Genomic DNA, 16375 nt, shown 5'->3' with positions numbered 1-16375 from the left:
AGGGCGTTTCGCCGGCCGCGTTCATCGGGATTCTCCCGCGAGGTACTGGACGCTCTTCGCGGTGAGTTCCATGAACGCCTCTTCCAGGGAGGCGGTCCGGGTATGGAGGTGGTGCAGCGCGATGCGGTGCTCCTGGGCGATCTCCCCGATCCGGACCGCGTCCAGACCGGTGACGGTGAGCGACTCGCCTTCCGCGTGTACGGTCGCGCCCCGCGCCGTGAGCAGGTCGCTCAGAACGGAGGCGGCGGAGGTGCCCACCGTGACGCTCTGCCGGGTTCCGCGGGCCGAGAACTCCGTAAGGCTCTCCGCCGCGATCAGCTCGCCCCGGCCGATGACGATCAACTGGTCGGCGGTGTGCTCCATCTCGGACATCAGATGGCTGGAGACGAAGACCGTGCGGCCCTCGCCGGCGAGCCGCCGGAACAGGTCACGTACCCACTTCACGCCCTCCGGATCAAGGCCGTTGAGCGGTTCGTCGAAGAGCAGCACCGGAGGATCACCGAGCAGGGCGCCCGCGATTCCGAGCCGCTGTTTCATGCCGAGGGAGAAGCCGCCGATGCGGCGCCGGGCGACCTCGTCGAGGCCGACCTCCCGCAGCACCTCGTCCACCCGGCGCCGCGGGATGCGGTTGCCACGGGCCAGGGCGGACAGCTGTGCCAGCGCGCTGCGCCCGCCGTGCACATCGTGCGCGTCGAGGAGGGAGCCGACATGGCGCAGGCCGCGTGCGCGGTCGCGGAAGGGCCGGCCGCCGACGGTGACCGTTCCGGCGGTGGGCTCGTGCAGACCGAGGATCATCCGCAGTGTGGTGCTCTTGCCGGCGCCGTTCGGTCCGAGGAATCCCGTCACCTGGCCGGGGCGCACGGTGAACGTCAGGTCTTTGACGGCTGTCGTGCCGCCGTATCGCTTCGTGAGCTCGTTGACGTGAATCACGGGACCAACGGTGCCGGTGGGCGCCCGTGTTCGTCGTCCGGCTCCGGCACACAATCGGACGCCGCGGTTGTCGCCCCAGGTTGTACGACCACGGGCCGATGACCGGAACAAGTCTGTTCCCGACTCTTGCCCGGGCTTCCGGCGCGCCCTAGTGTGACGCCCACGTACAGAGTGTCGAATCGATTCGACGAATCGATTCGACAGTCGTGAAGGGGCGGCGTGGCCACCATCAAGGACGTAGCGCGGCGGGCGGGTGTCGCTCCGAGCACGGTCTCGTACGTGCTGAGCGGCTCCCGGAAGATCTCCGAGGACACCCGGCTCGCCGTCCGCGCCGCTGTCGAGGAGCTGGGCTACCACCCGCGTGCCAGCGCCCGTACGCTGCGCAGCGCCCGCAGCCACGTCCTGGCGCTCGCCGTGCCCCGGGTGCCCGGCAAGTACCGGGGCGCGGACGGTACGTTCGCCATCGACAACAGCGACGCCGCGCGCGGCCATGGCTACGACGTCGTGCTGATCACCGATCTGGCCGGCGTGGCCGCCATGCGCCGCGTGGCCGGCAGCGGAATGGCCGACACGGCCGTGCTGATGGCCGTGGAGGAGCACGACGCGCGCGCCGCCGCCCTCCGCGAGACGGGGTTTCCCGCCGCGCTGCTCGGCCGCAGTGAGGACGCCCCCGGTCTGCCGTGGGTCGATCTCGACTGGGAGGCCGCCGTGGCCCTCGCCCTGCGCGAGACGGTCGCGGCCGGGCACCGCCGCATCGTCTTCCTGTCGTCCGCCGAGCACGAGATATCCGCCCGGCGCGGTTACGCGCTGCACGGTCTGGCCGGTGCCCGGCTCGTGGCCCGCGAGAGCACGGCCGACCTCCGGATCGTCCCCTCCAGCGGTGAGCCCGAGGAGCTGGGCCGCGCGCTGCGCGAGGCACTGGCCGCCCGGCCCGCTCCGACCGCGCTCGTGGTCCAGCACCTGATCCTGCTGCCGCATCTGCTGGACGAGATCACCGCGGCCGGGCTCCGGGTGCCCGAGGATCTGGCCGTCGTGCTCGTCGGCAGTTTCCCGGACGACGTGGGCGGCCGGCCGCTGCCCCGTATCGAACTTCCCGTGACGGAGATGTCCGCCGCCGTGGTCCGTCTCGCGGTCGGTGCCGTGGGCACGGACGGCTCCGTTCCCTCGGGAGCACCACCCCCACACCGGCTGATCGCCCCCCGGATGGCGACCGGAAGCGTGATCCGCCCTCCTTCGGAGCCGTCTTCGTGAACGGAGAGCCCACCACCATGCAACGCCCAAGACGCATACGGACGATCGCGACCGCCACGGCCGCGCTCGTCCCCCTGACAGTGGGTCTGACGGGGTGCGCCGCCACCCCCGACCCGGGCACCGTCACCGTACTCAACTCGGCCACCGACACCGCCGAGCACCATGCGAACCAGACGTTCTTCGACCGCTGCGCGAAGCCGCTGGGGCTGAAGGTCGAACAGGTCAGCGTGCCCGCGGACACGGTCGCCTCGAAGGCCCTGCGGATGGCTTCCTCGAACTCGCTCACCGACATCCTGGAGCTCGACGGCTCGGAACTGCCCCAGTTCGCGGAGACCGGCGGGCTGCGTCCGCTGGCCGAAGTGGGCCTGGATACCTCCGGTTTCTCCGACAGCGCCACCTCGCTGGGGAGCTACGACGGGACGCAGTACGGCGTGGCGCGCTCGGTGAACTCCCTGGCGCTGCTCTACAACAAGGACCTGCTGCGCGCGGCGGGTGTCGAACCGCCCACCACCTGGCCGGAGTTGCGTGCGACGGCGAAGAGGCTGACGTCGGGGAACACGTACGGCATGGCGTTCAGCGCCAGCCCCAACGCCGACGGCGTCTACCAGTTCCTGCCGTTCTTCTGGTCGGGCGGCGGTGATGAGGCTCGGCTCGGCAACGGCAAGGGCGAGGCCGCCCTGACACTGTGGAAGGACCTGCTCGGCGACAGGTCGGTGTCGAAGTCGGTCGTCAACTGGAATCAGCAGGACGTGAACGACCAGTTCGTGGCCGGCCGTGCCGCGATGATGATCAACGGGCCGTGGCAGGTGCCGGTGCTCAGCGCGCAGGACAAGGTCGACTGGGCCGTCGCCACCATCCCCGTACCCGAGGCCGGGCAGGAGGCGATCGCGCCGATCGGCGGAACGGTGATGGCCGTACCGAAGAGTGACGACAGCGGGCGCGAGCGGAACGCGGGGAAGATCCTCGCCTGTCTCAACAGCGAGCAGAACCAGCTCGCCTGGGGCGAGTCGGTGAACAACGTCCCCACCAGGGCGTCCGCCGCGACGTCGTACGCCGAGAAACACCCCGAGCTGGCCCCGTTCGTCGATCTCGTCGCCACGGCACGCTCCCGCACCGCCGAGGTCGGCACCCGGTGGCCGGTGGTCAACGACGCGCTCGCCGGTGCCTTCCAGTCGGTGCTGACCGGCGGGGCCGGGCCGGAGCAGGCGCTGAAGAACGCCCAGCGGCAGGCATCGGCCGGGGAGAAGTGAGGACACCATGAGTACCGCTGTCTCCTCCGCCGCCGCACCGGCGAGGCCCGTCGTTCCCGGCCCCACGGGGCCACACCGCGGCCGCCACTCGCTGCTGCGCTGGCTGTTCGTGCTGCCCGCGCTCGTCTATATGGCGCTGTTCTTCGGCTACCCGCTGGTGCGCAACATCGTCATGAGCTTCCAGGAGTACACACCGAGGACGTACTTCACCGGCGAGGCGCCCTTCAACGGGCTGGACAACTGGCGTGCCGTCTTCTCGAACGAGCTGTTCGCCGATTCGCTGTGGCACACCGCGGTGTTCACCGTCGGCTCGCTGGCCGGCCAGTTCACCATCGGCCTGGCGCTGGCTGTCTTCTTCTCCCGCCGCTTCCGGCTCTCGGGCGTCATCCGAGCGGTCCTGCTGCTGCCCTGGCTGGTCCCCATGGTGGTGTCCGCCGTTGTGTGGCGACGCGTGCTCGACCAGGACCACGGCATCCTCAACACCGCGCTTCGGGCCGTCGGCCTGGCCGACGGCGGGGTGCCGTGGCTGAGCAGCCCGAGTGTGGCGCTGCTCTCGGCCATCCTGGTCAACATCTGGATCGGCATCCCGTTCAACATGGTGATCCTCTACGGCGGACTCCAGGAGATCCCGCGCCAGCTCTACGAGGCGGCGTCGCTGGACGGCGCGAGCCCGTGGCGCGCGTTCCGCGGTATCACACTGCCGCTGCTGCGGCCGGTGGTCACCGTGGTGCTGGTGCTCGGCTTCATGTCCACGGTGAAGATCCTCGATCTGATCCTGGCGCTGACCTCGGGCGGTCCCGCCGACGCCACCCAGACACTGGGCACCGTCACGTACCAGCTCTCCTTCCTCCAGCTCAACTTCGGCCAGGGTGCGGTCGTCGGCAATGTGCTCATCCTCATCAGCGCGGTCTTCGCCGTGCTCTATCTGCGGGCCAACCGGGCCGACTTGGGAACGGGGAAGTGATACCGATGAAGCGGTTCTCGTCTCTGCGCGGCGCCTGGAACACCACCGCCGCGCTGCTCATCCTGGCCTTCCTGCTCTTCCCGGTGTACTGGATGCTCAACACCGCGCTCCAGCCGGAGACGAGCATCACGGCCACCGAGTGGTTCCCCACCTCGGTCAGCCTGTCCAACTTCGACGCGGCCCTCAGCGGCCAGGGAAAGTCCCTGCTGACCAGCCTCGTCGTGGCGCTCGGTGCGGTCGTGGTGTGTCTGGCGCTGGCCGCGCCCGCCGCGTACGGGCTCGCGCGGTTTGGTCTGCGGGGCGGCCGGAGCATCGTCTTCACCACGCTGATCACACAGATGGTGCCGGGCATCGTGATCGCCAACGCCCTGTACAGCGCGTATGCGGAACTCGGGCTGGTCAACTCCTATCTGGGGCTGATCCTCGCCGACGCGTCGCTGGGACTGCCGTTCTCGATCGTGCTGCTGCGCGCGTTCATGGTGTCCGTGCCCGGTGAGGTGGTCGAGGCCGCGCTGGTCGACGGCGCGAACCGGTTCACGGCTTTCGTCCGCGTCGTGCTGCCGATGAGCCGTAACGCGCTGATCACCGCGGGCCTGTTCACGTTCCTGTTCGCCTGGTCGGACTTCATGTTCGCCCTGACGCTCAACACCACCGACGACGTCAAGCCCGTCACCCTCGGCATCTACCAGTTCGTCGGGGCCCATGTCAGCGACTGGGGCGCCGTGATGGCCACCGCCGTGCTGTCGGCCGTACCGGCGGCGGTCCTGCTCGTCCTCGCCCAGAAGTACATCGCCGCGGGTATCTCCGGCGGCTCCATCAAGTAGTCGGGCTCGATCACGCGGTCGGGTCCGGCCACGTGGTCCGGCGCGGCCGTCACGCAGTCGGCCGCGCCCGCCGATATCGTTGCCCACCGGAAAGAAGAAGGCACCTCACCCTGATGAGTTCCCCTGATGACCGCCTGACGGCCGGCGCCCCAGCCGGCCCCGACGCCTCCGGATTCCCCCGTTTCCCGAGCGGCTTCCTCTTCGGAGCCGCCACGGCGAGCTACCAGATCGAGGGCGCACACGACCTGGGCGGACGTACCCCGTCCATCTGGGACACCTACTGCCGTGAGCCCGGCCGGGTCGCCGACGGCGCCACCGGCGACATCGCCTGCGACCACTACCACCGCTACCGCGAAGACGTCGCCCTGCTCCGCGGTCTCGGTGTGGACAGCTACCGCTTCTCGATCGCCTGGCCCCGTGTCCAGCCGGACGGCGCGGGCCCCGGCAATCCCGAGGGGCTCGACTTCTACGACCGGCTGGTGGACGAACTGCTGGCGGCCGGCATCTCCCCCGCCGCGACCCTCTACCACTGGGATCTTCCACAGGCCCTGGAGGACCGGGGCGGCTGGCGGGTCCGCGAGACCGCGGAACGGTTCGCCGACTACACCCGGCTCGCCGCCGAGCGGCTCGGCGACCGGGTGGACCGCTGGATCACCCTCAACGAGCCGTTCTGCAGCGCCTTCGTCGGCTACGCATCGGGCGGTCACGCCCCCGGCGCCCGCGAGGGCCGGGGCGCGCTCGCCGCCGCCCACCATCTGCTGGTCGGCCACGGGCTGGCCGTACGGGCCCTGCGCGAGGCGGGCGCCACGGACGTCGGCATCACGCTCAACCCCGATGTGCTGCTGCCCGCCACGGACAGCGCGGCCGACCTGGCCGCGGTACGGCGCGCGGAGACAATGCACAACGACGTCTGGCTGGAACCCCTGCTGGCGGGCCGCTACCCGCGGCACGAGGAGGAGACCTGGGGCGAACTGGCGGACGGCTCGTACCGGCGCGACGGTGATCTGGCCCTTGTCCAGGCCCCGTTGGACTTCATCGGCGTCAACTACTACCGGCCGATCACCATCTCCGCCGCTCCCCACCGGGACCCGGACCCGGCCACGCGCACCGCCGTGGACATCCGCGCCGAGGAGTCATGGCGCGAGGATGTGCGCCGTACCACGATGGGCTGGCCCGTCGTCCCGGGCGCCTTCACCGATCTGCTGGTGGGACTGCACCGGCGCTACCCGAACCTGCCACCGCTGCTGATCACCGAGAACGGCTCGTCCGAGGACGACGTGGCGGACGCCGACGGCCTGGTGCACGACACCGACCGGGTGACCTACCTGCGCGACCATCTCGCCGCGCTCGCCGACGCCATGGACCAGGGCGTGGACGTACGCGGCTACTACGTCTGGTCGCTGCTGGACAACTTCGAATGGGCCCGCGGCTACCGCAAGCGCTTCGGCATCGTCCGGGTCGACTACGACACCCTGGAACGCGTCCCGAAGGACAGCTACCGCTGGTACCGGGACCTGATCACCGTCCACCGTGACCGCACCCGTATCACTGGGCAGGAGCAGCACCGATGAAGTTCACCGACGGCTACTGGCTCATGCGCGACGGCGTGAACGCCTCGTTCGCCGCCGAGGTCGCCGAGACCCGCGTGGAGAACGACCGCCTCACCCTCTACGCCCCCGTCCGCCATGTCGAGAGCAGGGGCCACACCCTCAACAGCCCCCTGCTGACCGTCGAGTGCTGGTCGCCCGCCGACGGTGTGATCGGCGTCCGCTCCAGCCATCACACCGGCGGCGTCGACCACGGCCCGCACTTCACACTCACCACCGACCCGGATCACACCCCCAAGATCGACCGGGACGGCTCGGTGGTGGCCCTGACCAGCGGCGCGCTGTCCCTGCGGGTGGACACCGACGCGCCGTGGCAGCTGGACTTCAGCGCCGACGGCCGAGTGCTGACCTCGGCGGGCAGACGGGGCACGGGCTTCGTCACCACCGGCGACGGGCAGCACTACTCCCTCGGGCAACTCTCCCTGGATGTCGGGGAATTGGTCTACGGACTCGGGGAGCGCTTCACCCCGTTCGTCAAGAACGGCCAGACGGTCGACATCTGGCAGGCCGACGGCGGCACCGCCAGTGAACAGGCGTACAAGAACGTTCCCTTCCATCTGACCAACCGCGGCTACGGCGTCTTCGTCAACCACCCGGGCCGGGTCAGCTACGAGATCGCCTCCGAGTCCGTCGGCCAGGTGCAGTTCAGCGTCCCCGACCAGTCGGTCGAGTACTTCATCATCCACGGGCCGACGCCCAAGGAGATCCTCGACCGCTACACGGCGCTGACCGGCCGGCCTGCCCTGCCCCCGGCCTGGTCGCTGGGGCTGTGGCTGTCGACCTCCTTCACCACCTCCTACGACGAGGAGACGGTGAACCGGTTCGTCAGCGGCATGGCCGAACGCGACATCCCCCTCGGGGTGTTCCACTTCGACTGCTTCTGGATGCGCCAGTACCAGTGGTGCGACTTCACCTGGGACCCCGATGTCTTCCCCGACCCGGACGGCATGCTGCGCAGGCTGAAGGAGCAGGGTCTGCGGATCTCGGTGTGGATCAACCCGTACATCGCGCAGAAGTCACCGCTGTTCGAGGAGGCCCGTGAGCGGGGATTCCTGGTGCGCAAGGCCAACGGAGACGTCTGGCAGTGGGACCTGTGGCAGGCCGGCATGGGCCTGGTGGACTTCACCCACCCCGGCGCCAGGGCGTGGTACGCCCGGAAGCTGCGCACCCTCACCCGGCAGGGCGTGGACTGTTTCAAGACGGACTTCGGCGAGCGTGTGCCGACCGATGTGGTCTGGCACGACGGCGCGGACCCGGAGCGGATGCACAACTACTACACGCAGCTCTACAACGAGACCGTCTTCCAGGTGCTGACGGAGGAGCGAGGCGGGAACGACGCCGTCCTCTTCGCCCGGTCCGCCACCGCGGGCGGGCAGCAGTTCCCGGTGCACTGGGGCGGCGACTGCGAGTCCACGTTCAGCGCGATGGCCGAGTCGCTGCGCGGCGGACTCTCCCTCGGGCTGTCCGGCTTCGGTTTCTGGAGCCACGACATCGGGGGCTTCGAGGGCACGCCGACACCGGCCGTGTTCAAGCGCTGGACCCAATTCGGTCTGCTCTCCTCGCACAGCAGGCTGCACGGCAGCAAGTCCTACCGGGTTCCCTGGGAATACGACGAGGAGGCCGTCGCGGTCACCCGCGACTTCACCCGGCTCAAACACCGGCTCATGCCCTACCTCTACGAGGCGTCCCGGCAAGCGGCCCGCCACGGCACCCCGGTCATGCGCGCGATGGTGCTGGAATTCCCCGACGACCCCGCGTGCCACACCCTGGACCGGCAGTACATGCTCGGCGGCGATCTCCTCGTCGCGCCGGTGTTCACCGAGGACGGCACGGTGGAGTACTACCTGCCCGAAGGCACCTGGACCCATGTGCTCACGGGCGAACAGGTACGAGGCCCCGCCTGGCGCCGCGAGACGTACGGCTTCGACAGCCTGCCCCTGTTCGCCCGCCCCGGCTCCGTCGTCCCCTTCGGCGGGAGCACCGCCGGCGCCGTGTACGACTGGGCCGACGGGGTCACCCTGCGGATCCACGCACCGGCCGACGGAGTCCGCGTGACCACGGAGATCCCGGCACCCGACGGCTCCACCACCACGGTCTTCCACACCCGGCGCGACGGCGACGTACTGACCGTGGAAGCGGACAACGCCCCGGGCCCCTGGCACGTACTGCTCGCGGGCCCCCGGCCCCAGTCCCTGACCGCGGCCCGGGGCGCGACCTCACTGACGACACGGCTCAGCTGAGTTGACGGGGATCTCACCGAGGTTCGCGCCTCCCCGGATGCCGGTACCCATGGTCACCACGCGCACACCGGCCACCAGAACTATGGTGTCCCGCCAACCGCGCGGGAATGGTGACCACGCTGCCTCGGCATCCGCTCCCCAACGCCCAGCTCCCTCAAGCGCATCGAGGACGAACTCCTCGGCCTGCGCTGGGATGACCTCGACCTGGCCGAAGGAACCGCTAACATCCGCCGCCCCCTCCAGCGCACCAACTTCGGCGGGCCTGACCGCTCTCCCGACCAAGACCCAGAGTTCCGAAAGCCGCATCGCCCTGCTCACGCCGTGCCTGCGCCCCCTCGAACAGCACCGCAACCGACAACTCCAGGAACGCGAGGCAGCGGGAGCGGGCTGGAAGGACAGCGGCTACGTCTTCACCCGCCCCGACGGCGCCCCGATCGAAGGGTCCACCCTCACACGACACTTCAACACCCTGCTCCGCCAGGCCCTCAGCCTCCAAAGCCACGCCATCGACACCCTCGGCAACGCCCTCAACCCCACCGACACCCCCGACGATCCACCCACCGTTGCCGTCAAACACCACAGAAGCCCCACCAAAAACAAATCTTGGTGGGGCTTCTGACCGCTCTGAAGAGGACATGCGCCCGAGCGCTGTCACTCAACCGAATCTATCGGTCGTATGGTGGTTCGCCAAGCGCATGAATGAGACGATTGACCACTTCATTGACAGTGAAGTCCCACCCAGTCAGGTGCTGCCCACTCCAATTAATCCCTACTCGGAAGTCATCCTTGGCTAGATCCGGCAACGCCGCGCTTCGCCAATGATCCAGCGGCATTGAAACAGCACGAAATTGAGGACCCCATAGCTGAGCAGCGCGCTGCGCTCGAGCCTCCGATGACCAATAGGGAAATGCTGGTCGCCCAGAACTTGAGGCCGGCGTCGGACTGCCGTGCTCATCTCGAACCCACCAAATGGTACGAGTCTGAACGATCTCGCGGAAGAAGGCCGCCGCCTGCGCCCCACTTGTGCTCACTTGAATCCTCCTAGATCGTCCCGCCTTGAGCAGCACGATTGAGCGCGGCGGCCAGAGGGCACTGGCGCCACGTCCGTCCGCAGCGTTAGTAACCGGGCGGGAGTCTACGGTATCCTCCGGGATCCATAATTGCATGATCCTTTGGCCATCGCGGAGTCAGCAACATACCACCATCCCGCTCGGGAATAGGTTCATGGCTCAGCTCCATTGATTCCCACGACCCGTCCGAACGCTGCCTCTGTGGCGCCGATCCCCGCTTCATACGATCGATGTTCGCGGCACCGTATTGGTCTGCGGCGCCCGGCTCCGCCGCTTCGTTCTTCCAAAATCGCTTACGCATGGTGGACAAGGATGGGGCGACGCCACCCCTATTGGGCTTGGAATAGTCTTCGCCCAATTTCCAACGCCCACCGCAGTTGCTGTTATGCACGAGGACCGGCGTCTCGCCCGCCAGCACATAGTACGTGTGCTACGCGGTACCCCTCTACCTGCTTTTTTACCTGCTTTTTCGCAGGTCAGCGCGGGATTTGCGTTCCGCTGGTGTCCGTGGTTGTGCGTGGAAATCCGTGGGTGTTGCCGTCGCTACTGCCGTCAGGAGCGACGGCCACGCGGTCGCGCTGCCGCTGGCCTGGTGTCGGTGCAGCGGGATTCTACTGCCACGCGCCAGTCTCGGCACGGACGAGAGCGCGGACGGTCTGCTCGTAGAGCTGGTGGCCGCTCTGGGCGCAGTGTCCGGCGATCCAACGGGTCAGCTCGTCCGGGGTGTTCAGCGTGCCCGAGGTGGCGCCGCAGTTGTGCTTTTCGCCGTTGACGCAGACCGCCTCGAACGTTGGCAGCGCCAGGGGGTCGGGGACGGTGGTCACGTGGTACTCGCGGAAGCGGTAGCGGCCCCGAGAGGAGTTGCGTTCTGGTGCGCCGACGTTCGGAGAGTCAGGCATCCTCGGTCGCCTCTTCCTGATCCGGGATGCGGTGTCCGCGCGATTCCGCGACCCTGAGCGCGTCCGTCAGGGCTTCTGTCAACCGGCGGGCCAGCCAGCGGTATTCGGTCGCCGACAGGGTTTTCGTGCCGGGTGCCGTGGCGTCGCGGGCGTACTCCAGCAGTTCCTGGCCCATGCTGAGCTGTGCCGTCTCGATGCTGTCGGCGAGGGTGGAGAGGTAGCCCCGGCCGTCGGTGCTCAGGTAGCAGGGCTTCCCCTCCGGGCTGGTCCACGGCAGTAAGCGGGGGCCTCCCCCGCCCGACGCGGCGTCGTACAATTCTCTGCGACGCATGCGGTCGGCATCGCTCCTGGGCTGGCTCACTGGGCACCCCCGGCCTGGGTCACTGATAGTGGACACACCGACCGTAGGTACTGACTGACTGTCACCCCAGGTGCGAGTCATGGCAGTTCGCGACTCTTGGTTCACGAACTGCCACGCTGCGTGGCAGCTACCCGACGACGCCCAGGTAGTCGGCCATTTCGCGCATCTCCGTGGTGAGGGTGCGCTTCCGCTTGCCGAGGATCTCCTGCATGGTCTCGGCGGCCCCGTTCTGGTGCCGCAGCCACTGCGGGGCGGCTTCCCTGGCGCGGGTCAACTCGTCCATGGCGGCGGACAGGTCGCCGGTCCGGGTGTGGGCGCGCGCCACATCGAGGGTGAAGCGGTTCCCGTCGTTGGTGCTGGGCCTGCCCAGGCGCTTCCATGCCTTGGGCGACAACTCCTCCTGCTCGCCTGCCTTGCGCACCACCGCGCGGGCGTCGCCGATGACCAGGGAGTCTTCGAGTGCCTTGACGGCGACGGTGACCGGCCCGAAGACGGACCAGTGCCGGGTGATATTGCGATGCGCTGTCCCGACTGCGGTTGCCGCGACCCGGGCGGCCTGACGGTACGCCTTCGCCTCGTCGGGACGGTTGTTCCTCGCGGCTGCGGCGGCGGCCTCCATCGCCAGGCCGCCCCACACCGCGTAGTGGTCCGGCTCGGCCCCAGTGATCTTCGGTTCCACCGCGTCCATGCTCTGGGCGGCGACCTGTTCCGCCTCGTCCAAGCGGCCCTGGCGCACCAGCAGCCAGCACATGCCGCCGACACCTGAGCCTGCCGCAAGCATGTCTCCGGCCCGACGGGCGTCCATGATGGCGCCGTGCAGAGCGGCGTACGCGATGTCGTACTGCCGTACCTGGGTGAGGTAGGTGCCGGCCAGACGCAGCGCCTCGGCGCGGGCCAGCAGGGCCTGCCGGTGCTCGTCCCCGCTGCCGTAGTAGGCGACGGCTTGTGCGGCATCGCGCAGCAGGCCGGGCAGTTGGGCCGCGACGCTTTTGTAGCTGTCGGAGAAGTACAGCACCCGTGCGTCTTGCAGCGTCCGCCGGAAGGTGCGCAGGTTCGGTTCCTCGCCCACGGCTTCGGCATCCTGGTCCACCAGTCCGACGGCCGGGGTGAGGACGGCGCGGAGCTGGATCAGATTGACCCGGTTAGGCTCCTCGGTCCGCCCGACGGGCTCCGGGGCATCGGACGCCATCAATGCGGCGGTGGTCACCCTCAGCGCTCGGGCGAGAGTGTGCAGGGTCTCCATGCGGAGAGTGCCGCCCTGCTCGGCCTTGCGTACCGTGCCCGTCGATACGCCTGCGGCGTGGGCCAGTTCCTCCTGGCTCATCCCCGCGCGACGCCGGTACTTGCGGACGTTGTCGGCCAGCTCCGTAGTCATCAACTCACCACCTCCCACTCCACGGTACGCCCGACCGGCACATCAGCCGGGGACGATCCAGCAGACATCCACCCACAGGAGTGCCCCACCACGTGGCGAGCCGGAACACAGGCAGAATCGGGGCCTGAGCGGGAGGGGGTCCCTCGTCGGTCGGGCAGCTTCGCCGGACCAGGGTTCCCCGGGGGCCGCCAAGGCTCACACCGTGACGCGTGCGCTCGGCCTTGGCGGCCCCCGGGGGTTCCTGGTACGCCTCCGGTGACCGGTCGGCGAGGGACCCCCTCCCGCGACCCCGACCCCACACCACGACGAAGCCGCACCCGCAAGTCGGCCCCCTGCCCCTCAGAGAGAGGGCCGGGGTCTGGGGCAGGGCCCCAGGATGGTTCGCTGTGCTGGCTGTTGCGCGCCCGGACCGGTGGGGCCGTCGCCAGCGGGGCGGAGACAGGAGCGGGCGGCGGCCCCGCAGGGCCGGAGCGCGCGCGGGCCGCGCCAGCGGACCGCCTTGATCAAGTAAAGAAACTCTGAACAGCTCGCCCCGTGCTGCGCGTGCCCCGTGCTGCGTGTTCTGCCGCTCCGCCGGGTGCGGCCGGTTCAGCGGCGGCGTCTACTTTCGTTCAGCCGGTCGTGCAGGCGCTGGGCTTTGGCCGCGGCCTCTTCTGGCGTGTAGTTGCCGCTGAGGCGCTTGCGTTGTTCCATGACGGCGCGCATGGCGTCGCGGTGGGCGGTGGCGGCTTCGAACTCAGTGCTGGCCTTGGTGAATCGTTCCTCGGCGGCGGCGAGTTCGGCAGCCACTTCGTCGTCACTCTTTCCGCTGAGCCGCACCGCTTCCTCGTCCGCACGGCGCTGCGCCGCCATTTCCTCCAAACCCTCGTCGTAGCGCTTGAGGAACTGATCGCGCGGGCTGAGCTGGCGAACGAAGACGCCCCGGCCTTGCACGGAATAGATCAGCCCCTCCTCCTTGAGGACCCGTAGGGCGTTCTGTGCGGTGGAGTTGGCGATGCCGTACTGGGTTTGCAGGTCGCGGGCGGACGGGAGCTTGGCACCGGGCGCGAGCCGGCCGTCCTGGATCTGCTTGCGGAGTTCGTCCGCGGTCCGCACGTACGGGGGGCGCGGATCGTCGGCAGGACTGTCTGCGGTCTGCCAACCGCGTCGGAGGTCGCCGAGACCGATGTACTCAGGATCGGACTCGCCTGGATCGATCTCATCTTCTACTTCGGTACCCACCTCCGCTTCGGTGGGCACCGCCGGCTTTGGTGCTCGGACGTAGCTGCCCCGGCCCAGGACCGAGTAGATCAGCCCCTCCTCCTTGAGCAGCCGCAGGGCGTTTTGGACCGTGGAGCTGGCGATGCCGAAGCGCTTTTGCAGCTCGCGCGCGGCGGGGAGCCGCTCGCCTGGGCGCAGCTCGCCGTCGTGGATCGCGGCGCGCAGGACGTCGGCGGCCTGGACGTATGGCGGCCGGGGGTCCTCTCCCAGGGGCAGCTTCATGGCACGAGGGTAGCGGGGCCAGCACTCGCGGCACACCCGGGCGTCCTCGGCGTTCTAGCTGTATCGCTGTAGCGATACGCATCGAGTGTTGCGGGTGTAGCGAGTGTGCCGCTATGGTCATGGCGAGTCGATCAAGCGGCTCCATCGAACGAGGATGTGATGGCATGGCCATGACCCGTATCCGTGTTGCCCTGCTGCCGTCGGCGTTGTGCATCGCGGGCACCGACCCGGCGCTGAAGATCAAGGACCAGCAGACCGGAGAGGTCGCCACCGACCGGGAGACCGGTGCGTCGCTGTACACGGTGACGGTGATGCTCATGGAGGAAGGCCGGGCCGAGGTTCTGAAGATCACGGTGCCGGAGACGGGCCTGGCGGCCGGGCTGAAGCCGGGTGCGATGGTGCGGCCGGTGGAGCTGTTCGCAACTCCGTGGGCGCGGATCTTCAACGGACAGCTCTCCGACGGCGTCGCCTACAGGGCCGCCCGCCTGGAGCTGGTGACGGTGGAGGCGGCCCAGTGATCCGCTTCGAAAACTCCGTACCAGAGCGGGAGTTGTACCCGCTCAGCCCCCTGCCGGGGACCGAAGGCAAGGCCACGTTCGCAGCCTCGTCTGCGGTGCTCGATCTGCTCGGCCTGAACCCGGAGCAGGCGGCCCGCCTGGACCTGGGTCATGTGCTCCACCTGATACACGAAGAGGGGGCATGACATGGAAGCCATCGCGGGATACACGTCGTACGCGCTGCCGATCGCTACTGCGCTGGTCGGTGTGTGGCTGCTGGTGACGGTCGTGCGCTACGTGCATGCCGACCGAGGCACACGGGTGAGTATGCGGCAGGCCGTCCGGGTGCGCTGGGGCTGGGTACGGCTCGCGCGGATGGCCGGGCTGACGGTCACCGACAGGACCCCGGGCCTGCTCGCGCAGATCACCGCACAGAAGGACGGCCCCGCCCCCGCGCCTCGGGTGCTGACTCCCCGGATCAAGGTGAAGCCGGACCGGTTCGGCGTGGTCGTGCGAGCGAAGACTCTGCCGCAGGTCGGGCTGGAGGAGTACCAGAAGGCGGCGCGGTTCCTGGCGGACGCCTGGCGGTGCACGCGGGTCTCCGTCCTGCCGGACGGCCCCGGCCGAGTAGTGATCCGGGGCGTGCGCTCCGACCCCCTGACCACGCCGACCGGGCATCGGCCCACCGGCCGCCCGCCCACGGACCTGACGCGTTGGGAGCTGGGCGTGGACGAGTACGCCGCCAAGGTGTGCGTGTCCTTGGCCAACGTGCCCGGCGTGACCGTGGCCGGCGCCCCCGGCGCGGGCAAGACCTCGACCGTCAACAAGTTCGTCTGCGACTTCGCACCCTCCCCGGCCGTGCAGATCGCGACTGCGGACGGCAAGGTGTCACGGGCCTCGGAGGGCGACTACGCCGACCTCGTCAAGCGGATGTTCGCGTTCTGCGGGGACGACCTCGACGAAGCCAACGCACTGTTCAAGCGACTGGTGGAGCTGCGTCGACGCCGGTCCTCGACCATCCGTGACGTACTGGGCGTGAAGAACATGTGGCACGTCGGCCCCTCGCCGCAGTGGCCGCTCACGGTCCTGATCATCGACGAGGCGCACACCTTCTTCCGCGAGTGCAAGGGCAGCGACGCCGAGACGAAACGTTTGGGCGCGCTGACGGCGGAGAACGCCCGGCTGGTGGAGGACCTGGTCAAGAAGGGCCGCAGCGTCGGCATCCTGGTGATCCTCATCAGCCAGAAAACCACCGGCGACGCCCTCCCGACCTTCATCCGCGACGTGTGCCCCATCGGGCTGTCCTTCGCGCAGAAGACCGTGGAAGCCGCGGTGGCCGCGCTGGGCGACGACATCCGCAACTGGCCCGACGCCAGCCGGGTCACCTTGCAGGACCCCGCCTACGTCGGCGTCGCGGTGATGGCCATGCAGGGCCGCCCCGGCTACACCCGCATCCGCACCCCCTACGTCTCAGACGCCGACGCGGCCCGCGTCGCCGAGGGCACCTCTGATCTGACCGCCGACCCGGACCTGTGCCTGGACGCCCTCCTCGACTCGACCGGCCGGACGTTCCCCGACGACGAAGGACCGGGCGGCGCCCCTGCCCCGCTCGTCAAGTAAACCGA

16 protein-coding genes are annotated in these 16375 nt (G+C 69.1%); 10 read left to right on the top strand and 6 right to left on the bottom strand.

Translation table 11 applies throughout. The features are described from left to right. Positions 1 to 21: 21 nt before the first annotated feature. Positions 22 to 930, bottom strand: a complete 909-nt coding sequence (locus ACFRKB_RS20500) for an ABC transporter ATP-binding protein (protein ID WP_383107542.1) — start codon at positions 928 to 930, stop codon at positions 22 to 24. Positions 931 to 1149: 219 nt separating this feature from the next. Between ACFRKB_RS20500 and ACFRKB_RS20495 the strand changes: the two genes are divergently transcribed. From ACFRKB_RS20495 to ACFRKB_RS20465, 7 genes are all read left to right on the top strand, one after another. After that, the gene (locus ACFRKB_RS20495; RefSeq protein WP_383107541.1) at positions 1150 to 2181 is read left to right on the top strand and encodes a LacI family DNA-binding transcriptional regulator; all 1032 of its coding nucleotides are present in this window, start codon (positions 1150 to 1152) and stop codon (positions 2179 to 2181) included. A 17-nt stretch (positions 2182 to 2198) separates the two neighbouring features. Continuing rightward, positions 2199 to 3431, top strand: coding sequence for a sugar ABC transporter substrate-binding protein (locus ACFRKB_RS20490; protein WP_383107539.1), 1233 nt, complete (start codon positions 2199 to 2201; stop codon positions 3429 to 3431). Between the two features lie 7 nt (positions 3432 to 3438). Beyond that, the gene (locus tag ACFRKB_RS20485) at positions 3439 to 4395 is read left to right on the top strand and encodes a carbohydrate ABC transporter permease (RefSeq protein ID WP_383107538.1); all 957 of its coding nucleotides are present in this window, start codon (positions 3439 to 3441) and stop codon (positions 4393 to 4395) included. A gap of 5 nt (positions 4396 to 4400) precedes the next feature. Next, on the top strand, positions 4401 to 5219 hold the full coding sequence (locus ACFRKB_RS20480; protein ID WP_383107536.1) for a carbohydrate ABC transporter permease: 819 nt from the start codon (positions 4401 to 4403) through the stop codon (positions 5217 to 5219). 113 nt (positions 5220 to 5332) lie between these two features. Beyond that, positions 5333 to 6790: a GH1 family beta-glucosidase gene (locus ACFRKB_RS20475; protein WP_383107535.1), complete on the top strand. Its 1458-nt coding sequence runs from the start codon at positions 5333 to 5335 to the stop codon at positions 6788 to 6790. Next, positions 6787 to 9066: an alpha-xylosidase gene (gene yicI / locus ACFRKB_RS20470; RefSeq protein WP_383107533.1), complete on the top strand. Its 2280-nt coding sequence runs from the start codon at positions 6787 to 6789 to the stop codon at positions 9064 to 9066. Before ACFRKB_RS20475 ends, yicI begins: the two co-directional genes overlap by 4 nt. A gap of 193 nt (positions 9067 to 9259) precedes the next feature. Further along, positions 9260 to 9685, top strand: coding sequence for a hypothetical protein (locus tag ACFRKB_RS20465; protein ID WP_383107531.1), 426 nt, complete (start codon positions 9260 to 9262; stop codon positions 9683 to 9685). A gap of 46 nt (positions 9686 to 9731) precedes the next feature. On the opposite strand, the gene ACFRKB_RS20460 is transcribed toward ACFRKB_RS20465, so the two are convergent. The 5 genes from ACFRKB_RS20460 to ACFRKB_RS20440 all read right to left on the bottom strand — a co-directional run bounded on the left by ACFRKB_RS20460 (position 9732) and on the right by ACFRKB_RS20440 (position 14253). Beyond that, complete coding sequence (locus tag ACFRKB_RS20460; protein WP_383107530.1) at positions 9732 to 10232, bottom strand: DUF2750 domain-containing protein; 501 nt, start codon at positions 10230 to 10232, stop codon at positions 9732 to 9734. A gap of 515 nt (positions 10233 to 10747) precedes the next feature. Next, positions 10748 to 11035: a DUF7848 domain-containing protein gene (locus tag ACFRKB_RS20455; RefSeq protein ID WP_383107528.1), complete on the bottom strand. Its 288-nt coding sequence runs from the start codon at positions 11033 to 11035 to the stop codon at positions 10748 to 10750. After that, the gene (locus tag ACFRKB_RS20450; protein ID WP_383107526.1) at positions 11028 to 11366 is read right to left on the bottom strand and encodes a hypothetical protein; all 339 of its coding nucleotides are present in this window, start codon (positions 11364 to 11366) and stop codon (positions 11028 to 11030) included. Before ACFRKB_RS20450 ends, ACFRKB_RS20455 begins: the two co-directional genes overlap by 8 nt. Positions 11367 to 11523: 157 nt before the next feature. Continuing rightward, positions 11524 to 12771, bottom strand: a complete 1248-nt coding sequence (locus ACFRKB_RS20445; protein ID WP_383107525.1) for a helix-turn-helix domain-containing protein — start codon at positions 12769 to 12771, stop codon at positions 11524 to 11526. A 588-nt stretch (positions 12772 to 13359) separates the two neighbouring features. Then, on the bottom strand, positions 13360 to 14253 hold the full coding sequence (locus ACFRKB_RS20440) for a GntR family transcriptional regulator (RefSeq protein WP_383107524.1): 894 nt from the start codon (positions 14251 to 14253) through the stop codon (positions 13360 to 13362). Positions 14254 to 14417: 164 nt separating this feature from the next. On the opposite strand from ACFRKB_RS20440, the gene ACFRKB_RS20435 reads away from it, so the two are divergent. The 3 genes from ACFRKB_RS20435 to ACFRKB_RS20425 are packed head-to-tail and all read left to right on the top strand — an operon-like array spanning position 14418 to position 16370. Continuing rightward, positions 14418 to 14771: an SCO3933 family regulatory protein gene (locus ACFRKB_RS20435; protein ID WP_383107522.1), complete on the top strand. Its 354-nt coding sequence runs from the start codon at positions 14418 to 14420 to the stop codon at positions 14769 to 14771. After that, on the top strand, positions 14768 to 14956 hold the full coding sequence (locus ACFRKB_RS20430; protein WP_383107521.1) for a hypothetical protein: 189 nt from the start codon (positions 14768 to 14770) through the stop codon (positions 14954 to 14956). The genes ACFRKB_RS20435 and ACFRKB_RS20430 overlap by 4 nt, the downstream gene beginning before the upstream one ends. Position 14957: 1 nt before the next feature. After that, positions 14958 to 16370 (top strand): ATP-binding protein, encoded by a 1413-nt coding sequence (locus ACFRKB_RS20425; RefSeq protein ID WP_383107519.1) that lies wholly within the window; start codon positions 14958 to 14960, stop codon positions 16368 to 16370. Positions 16371 to 16375: the final 5 nt, after the last annotated feature.

Origin of the sequence: Streptomyces scopuliridis (genome assembly GCF_042790125.1) — a bacterium.
GTDB lineage: Bacteria > Actinomycetota > Actinomycetes > Streptomycetales > Streptomycetaceae > Streptomyces > Streptomyces scopuliridis_A.
The sequence above is the reverse complement of the archived record's forward strand: the minus strand, read 5'-3'. Positions and strand labels throughout refer to the sequence as shown.

Excerpts from the sequence above, each read along its gene's own strand:
- yicI (WP_383107533.1), top strand. The coding sequence starts at position 6,787 with ATGAAGTTCACCGACGGCTACTGGCTCATGCGCGACGGCGTGAACGCC.
- ACFRKB_RS20445 (WP_383107525.1), bottom strand. The coding sequence starts at position 12,771 with ATGACTACGGAGCTGGCCGACAACGTCCGCAAGTACCGGCGTCGCGCG.
- ACFRKB_RS20490 (WP_383107539.1), top strand. The coding sequence starts at position 2,199 with ATGCAACGCCCAAGACGCATACGGACGATCGCGACCGCCACGGCCGCG.
- ACFRKB_RS20475 (WP_383107535.1), top strand. The coding sequence starts at position 5,333 with ATGAGTTCCCCTGATGACCGCCTGACGGCCGGCGCCCCAGCCGGCCCC.
- ACFRKB_RS20465 (WP_383107531.1), top strand. The coding sequence starts at position 9,260 with ATGACCTCGACCTGGCCGAAGGAACCGCTAACATCCGCCGCCCCCTCC.
- ACFRKB_RS20480 (WP_383107536.1), top strand. The coding sequence starts at position 4,401 with ATGAAGCGGTTCTCGTCTCTGCGCGGCGCCTGGAACACCACCGCCGCG.
- ACFRKB_RS20460 (WP_383107530.1), bottom strand. The coding sequence starts at position 10,232 with ATGCAATTATGGATCCCGGAGGATACCGTAGACTCCCGCCCGGTTACT.
- ACFRKB_RS20425 (WP_383107519.1), top strand. The coding sequence starts at position 14,958 with ATGGAAGCCATCGCGGGATACACGTCGTACGCGCTGCCGATCGCTACT.
- ACFRKB_RS20485 (WP_383107538.1), top strand. The coding sequence starts at position 3,439 with ATGAGTACCGCTGTCTCCTCCGCCGCCGCACCGGCGAGGCCCGTCGTT.
- ACFRKB_RS20440 (WP_383107524.1), bottom strand. The coding sequence starts at position 14,253 with ATGAAGCTGCCCCTGGGAGAGGACCCCCGGCCGCCATACGTCCAGGCC.
- ACFRKB_RS20450 (WP_383107526.1), bottom strand. The coding sequence starts at position 11,366 with ATGCGTCGCAGAGAATTGTACGACGCCGCGTCGGGCGGGGGAGGCCCC.
- ACFRKB_RS20455 (WP_383107528.1), bottom strand. The coding sequence starts at position 11,035 with ATGCCTGACTCTCCGAACGTCGGCGCACCAGAACGCAACTCCTCTCGG.
- ACFRKB_RS20435 (WP_383107522.1), top strand. The coding sequence starts at position 14,418 with ATGGCCATGACCCGTATCCGTGTTGCCCTGCTGCCGTCGGCGTTGTGC.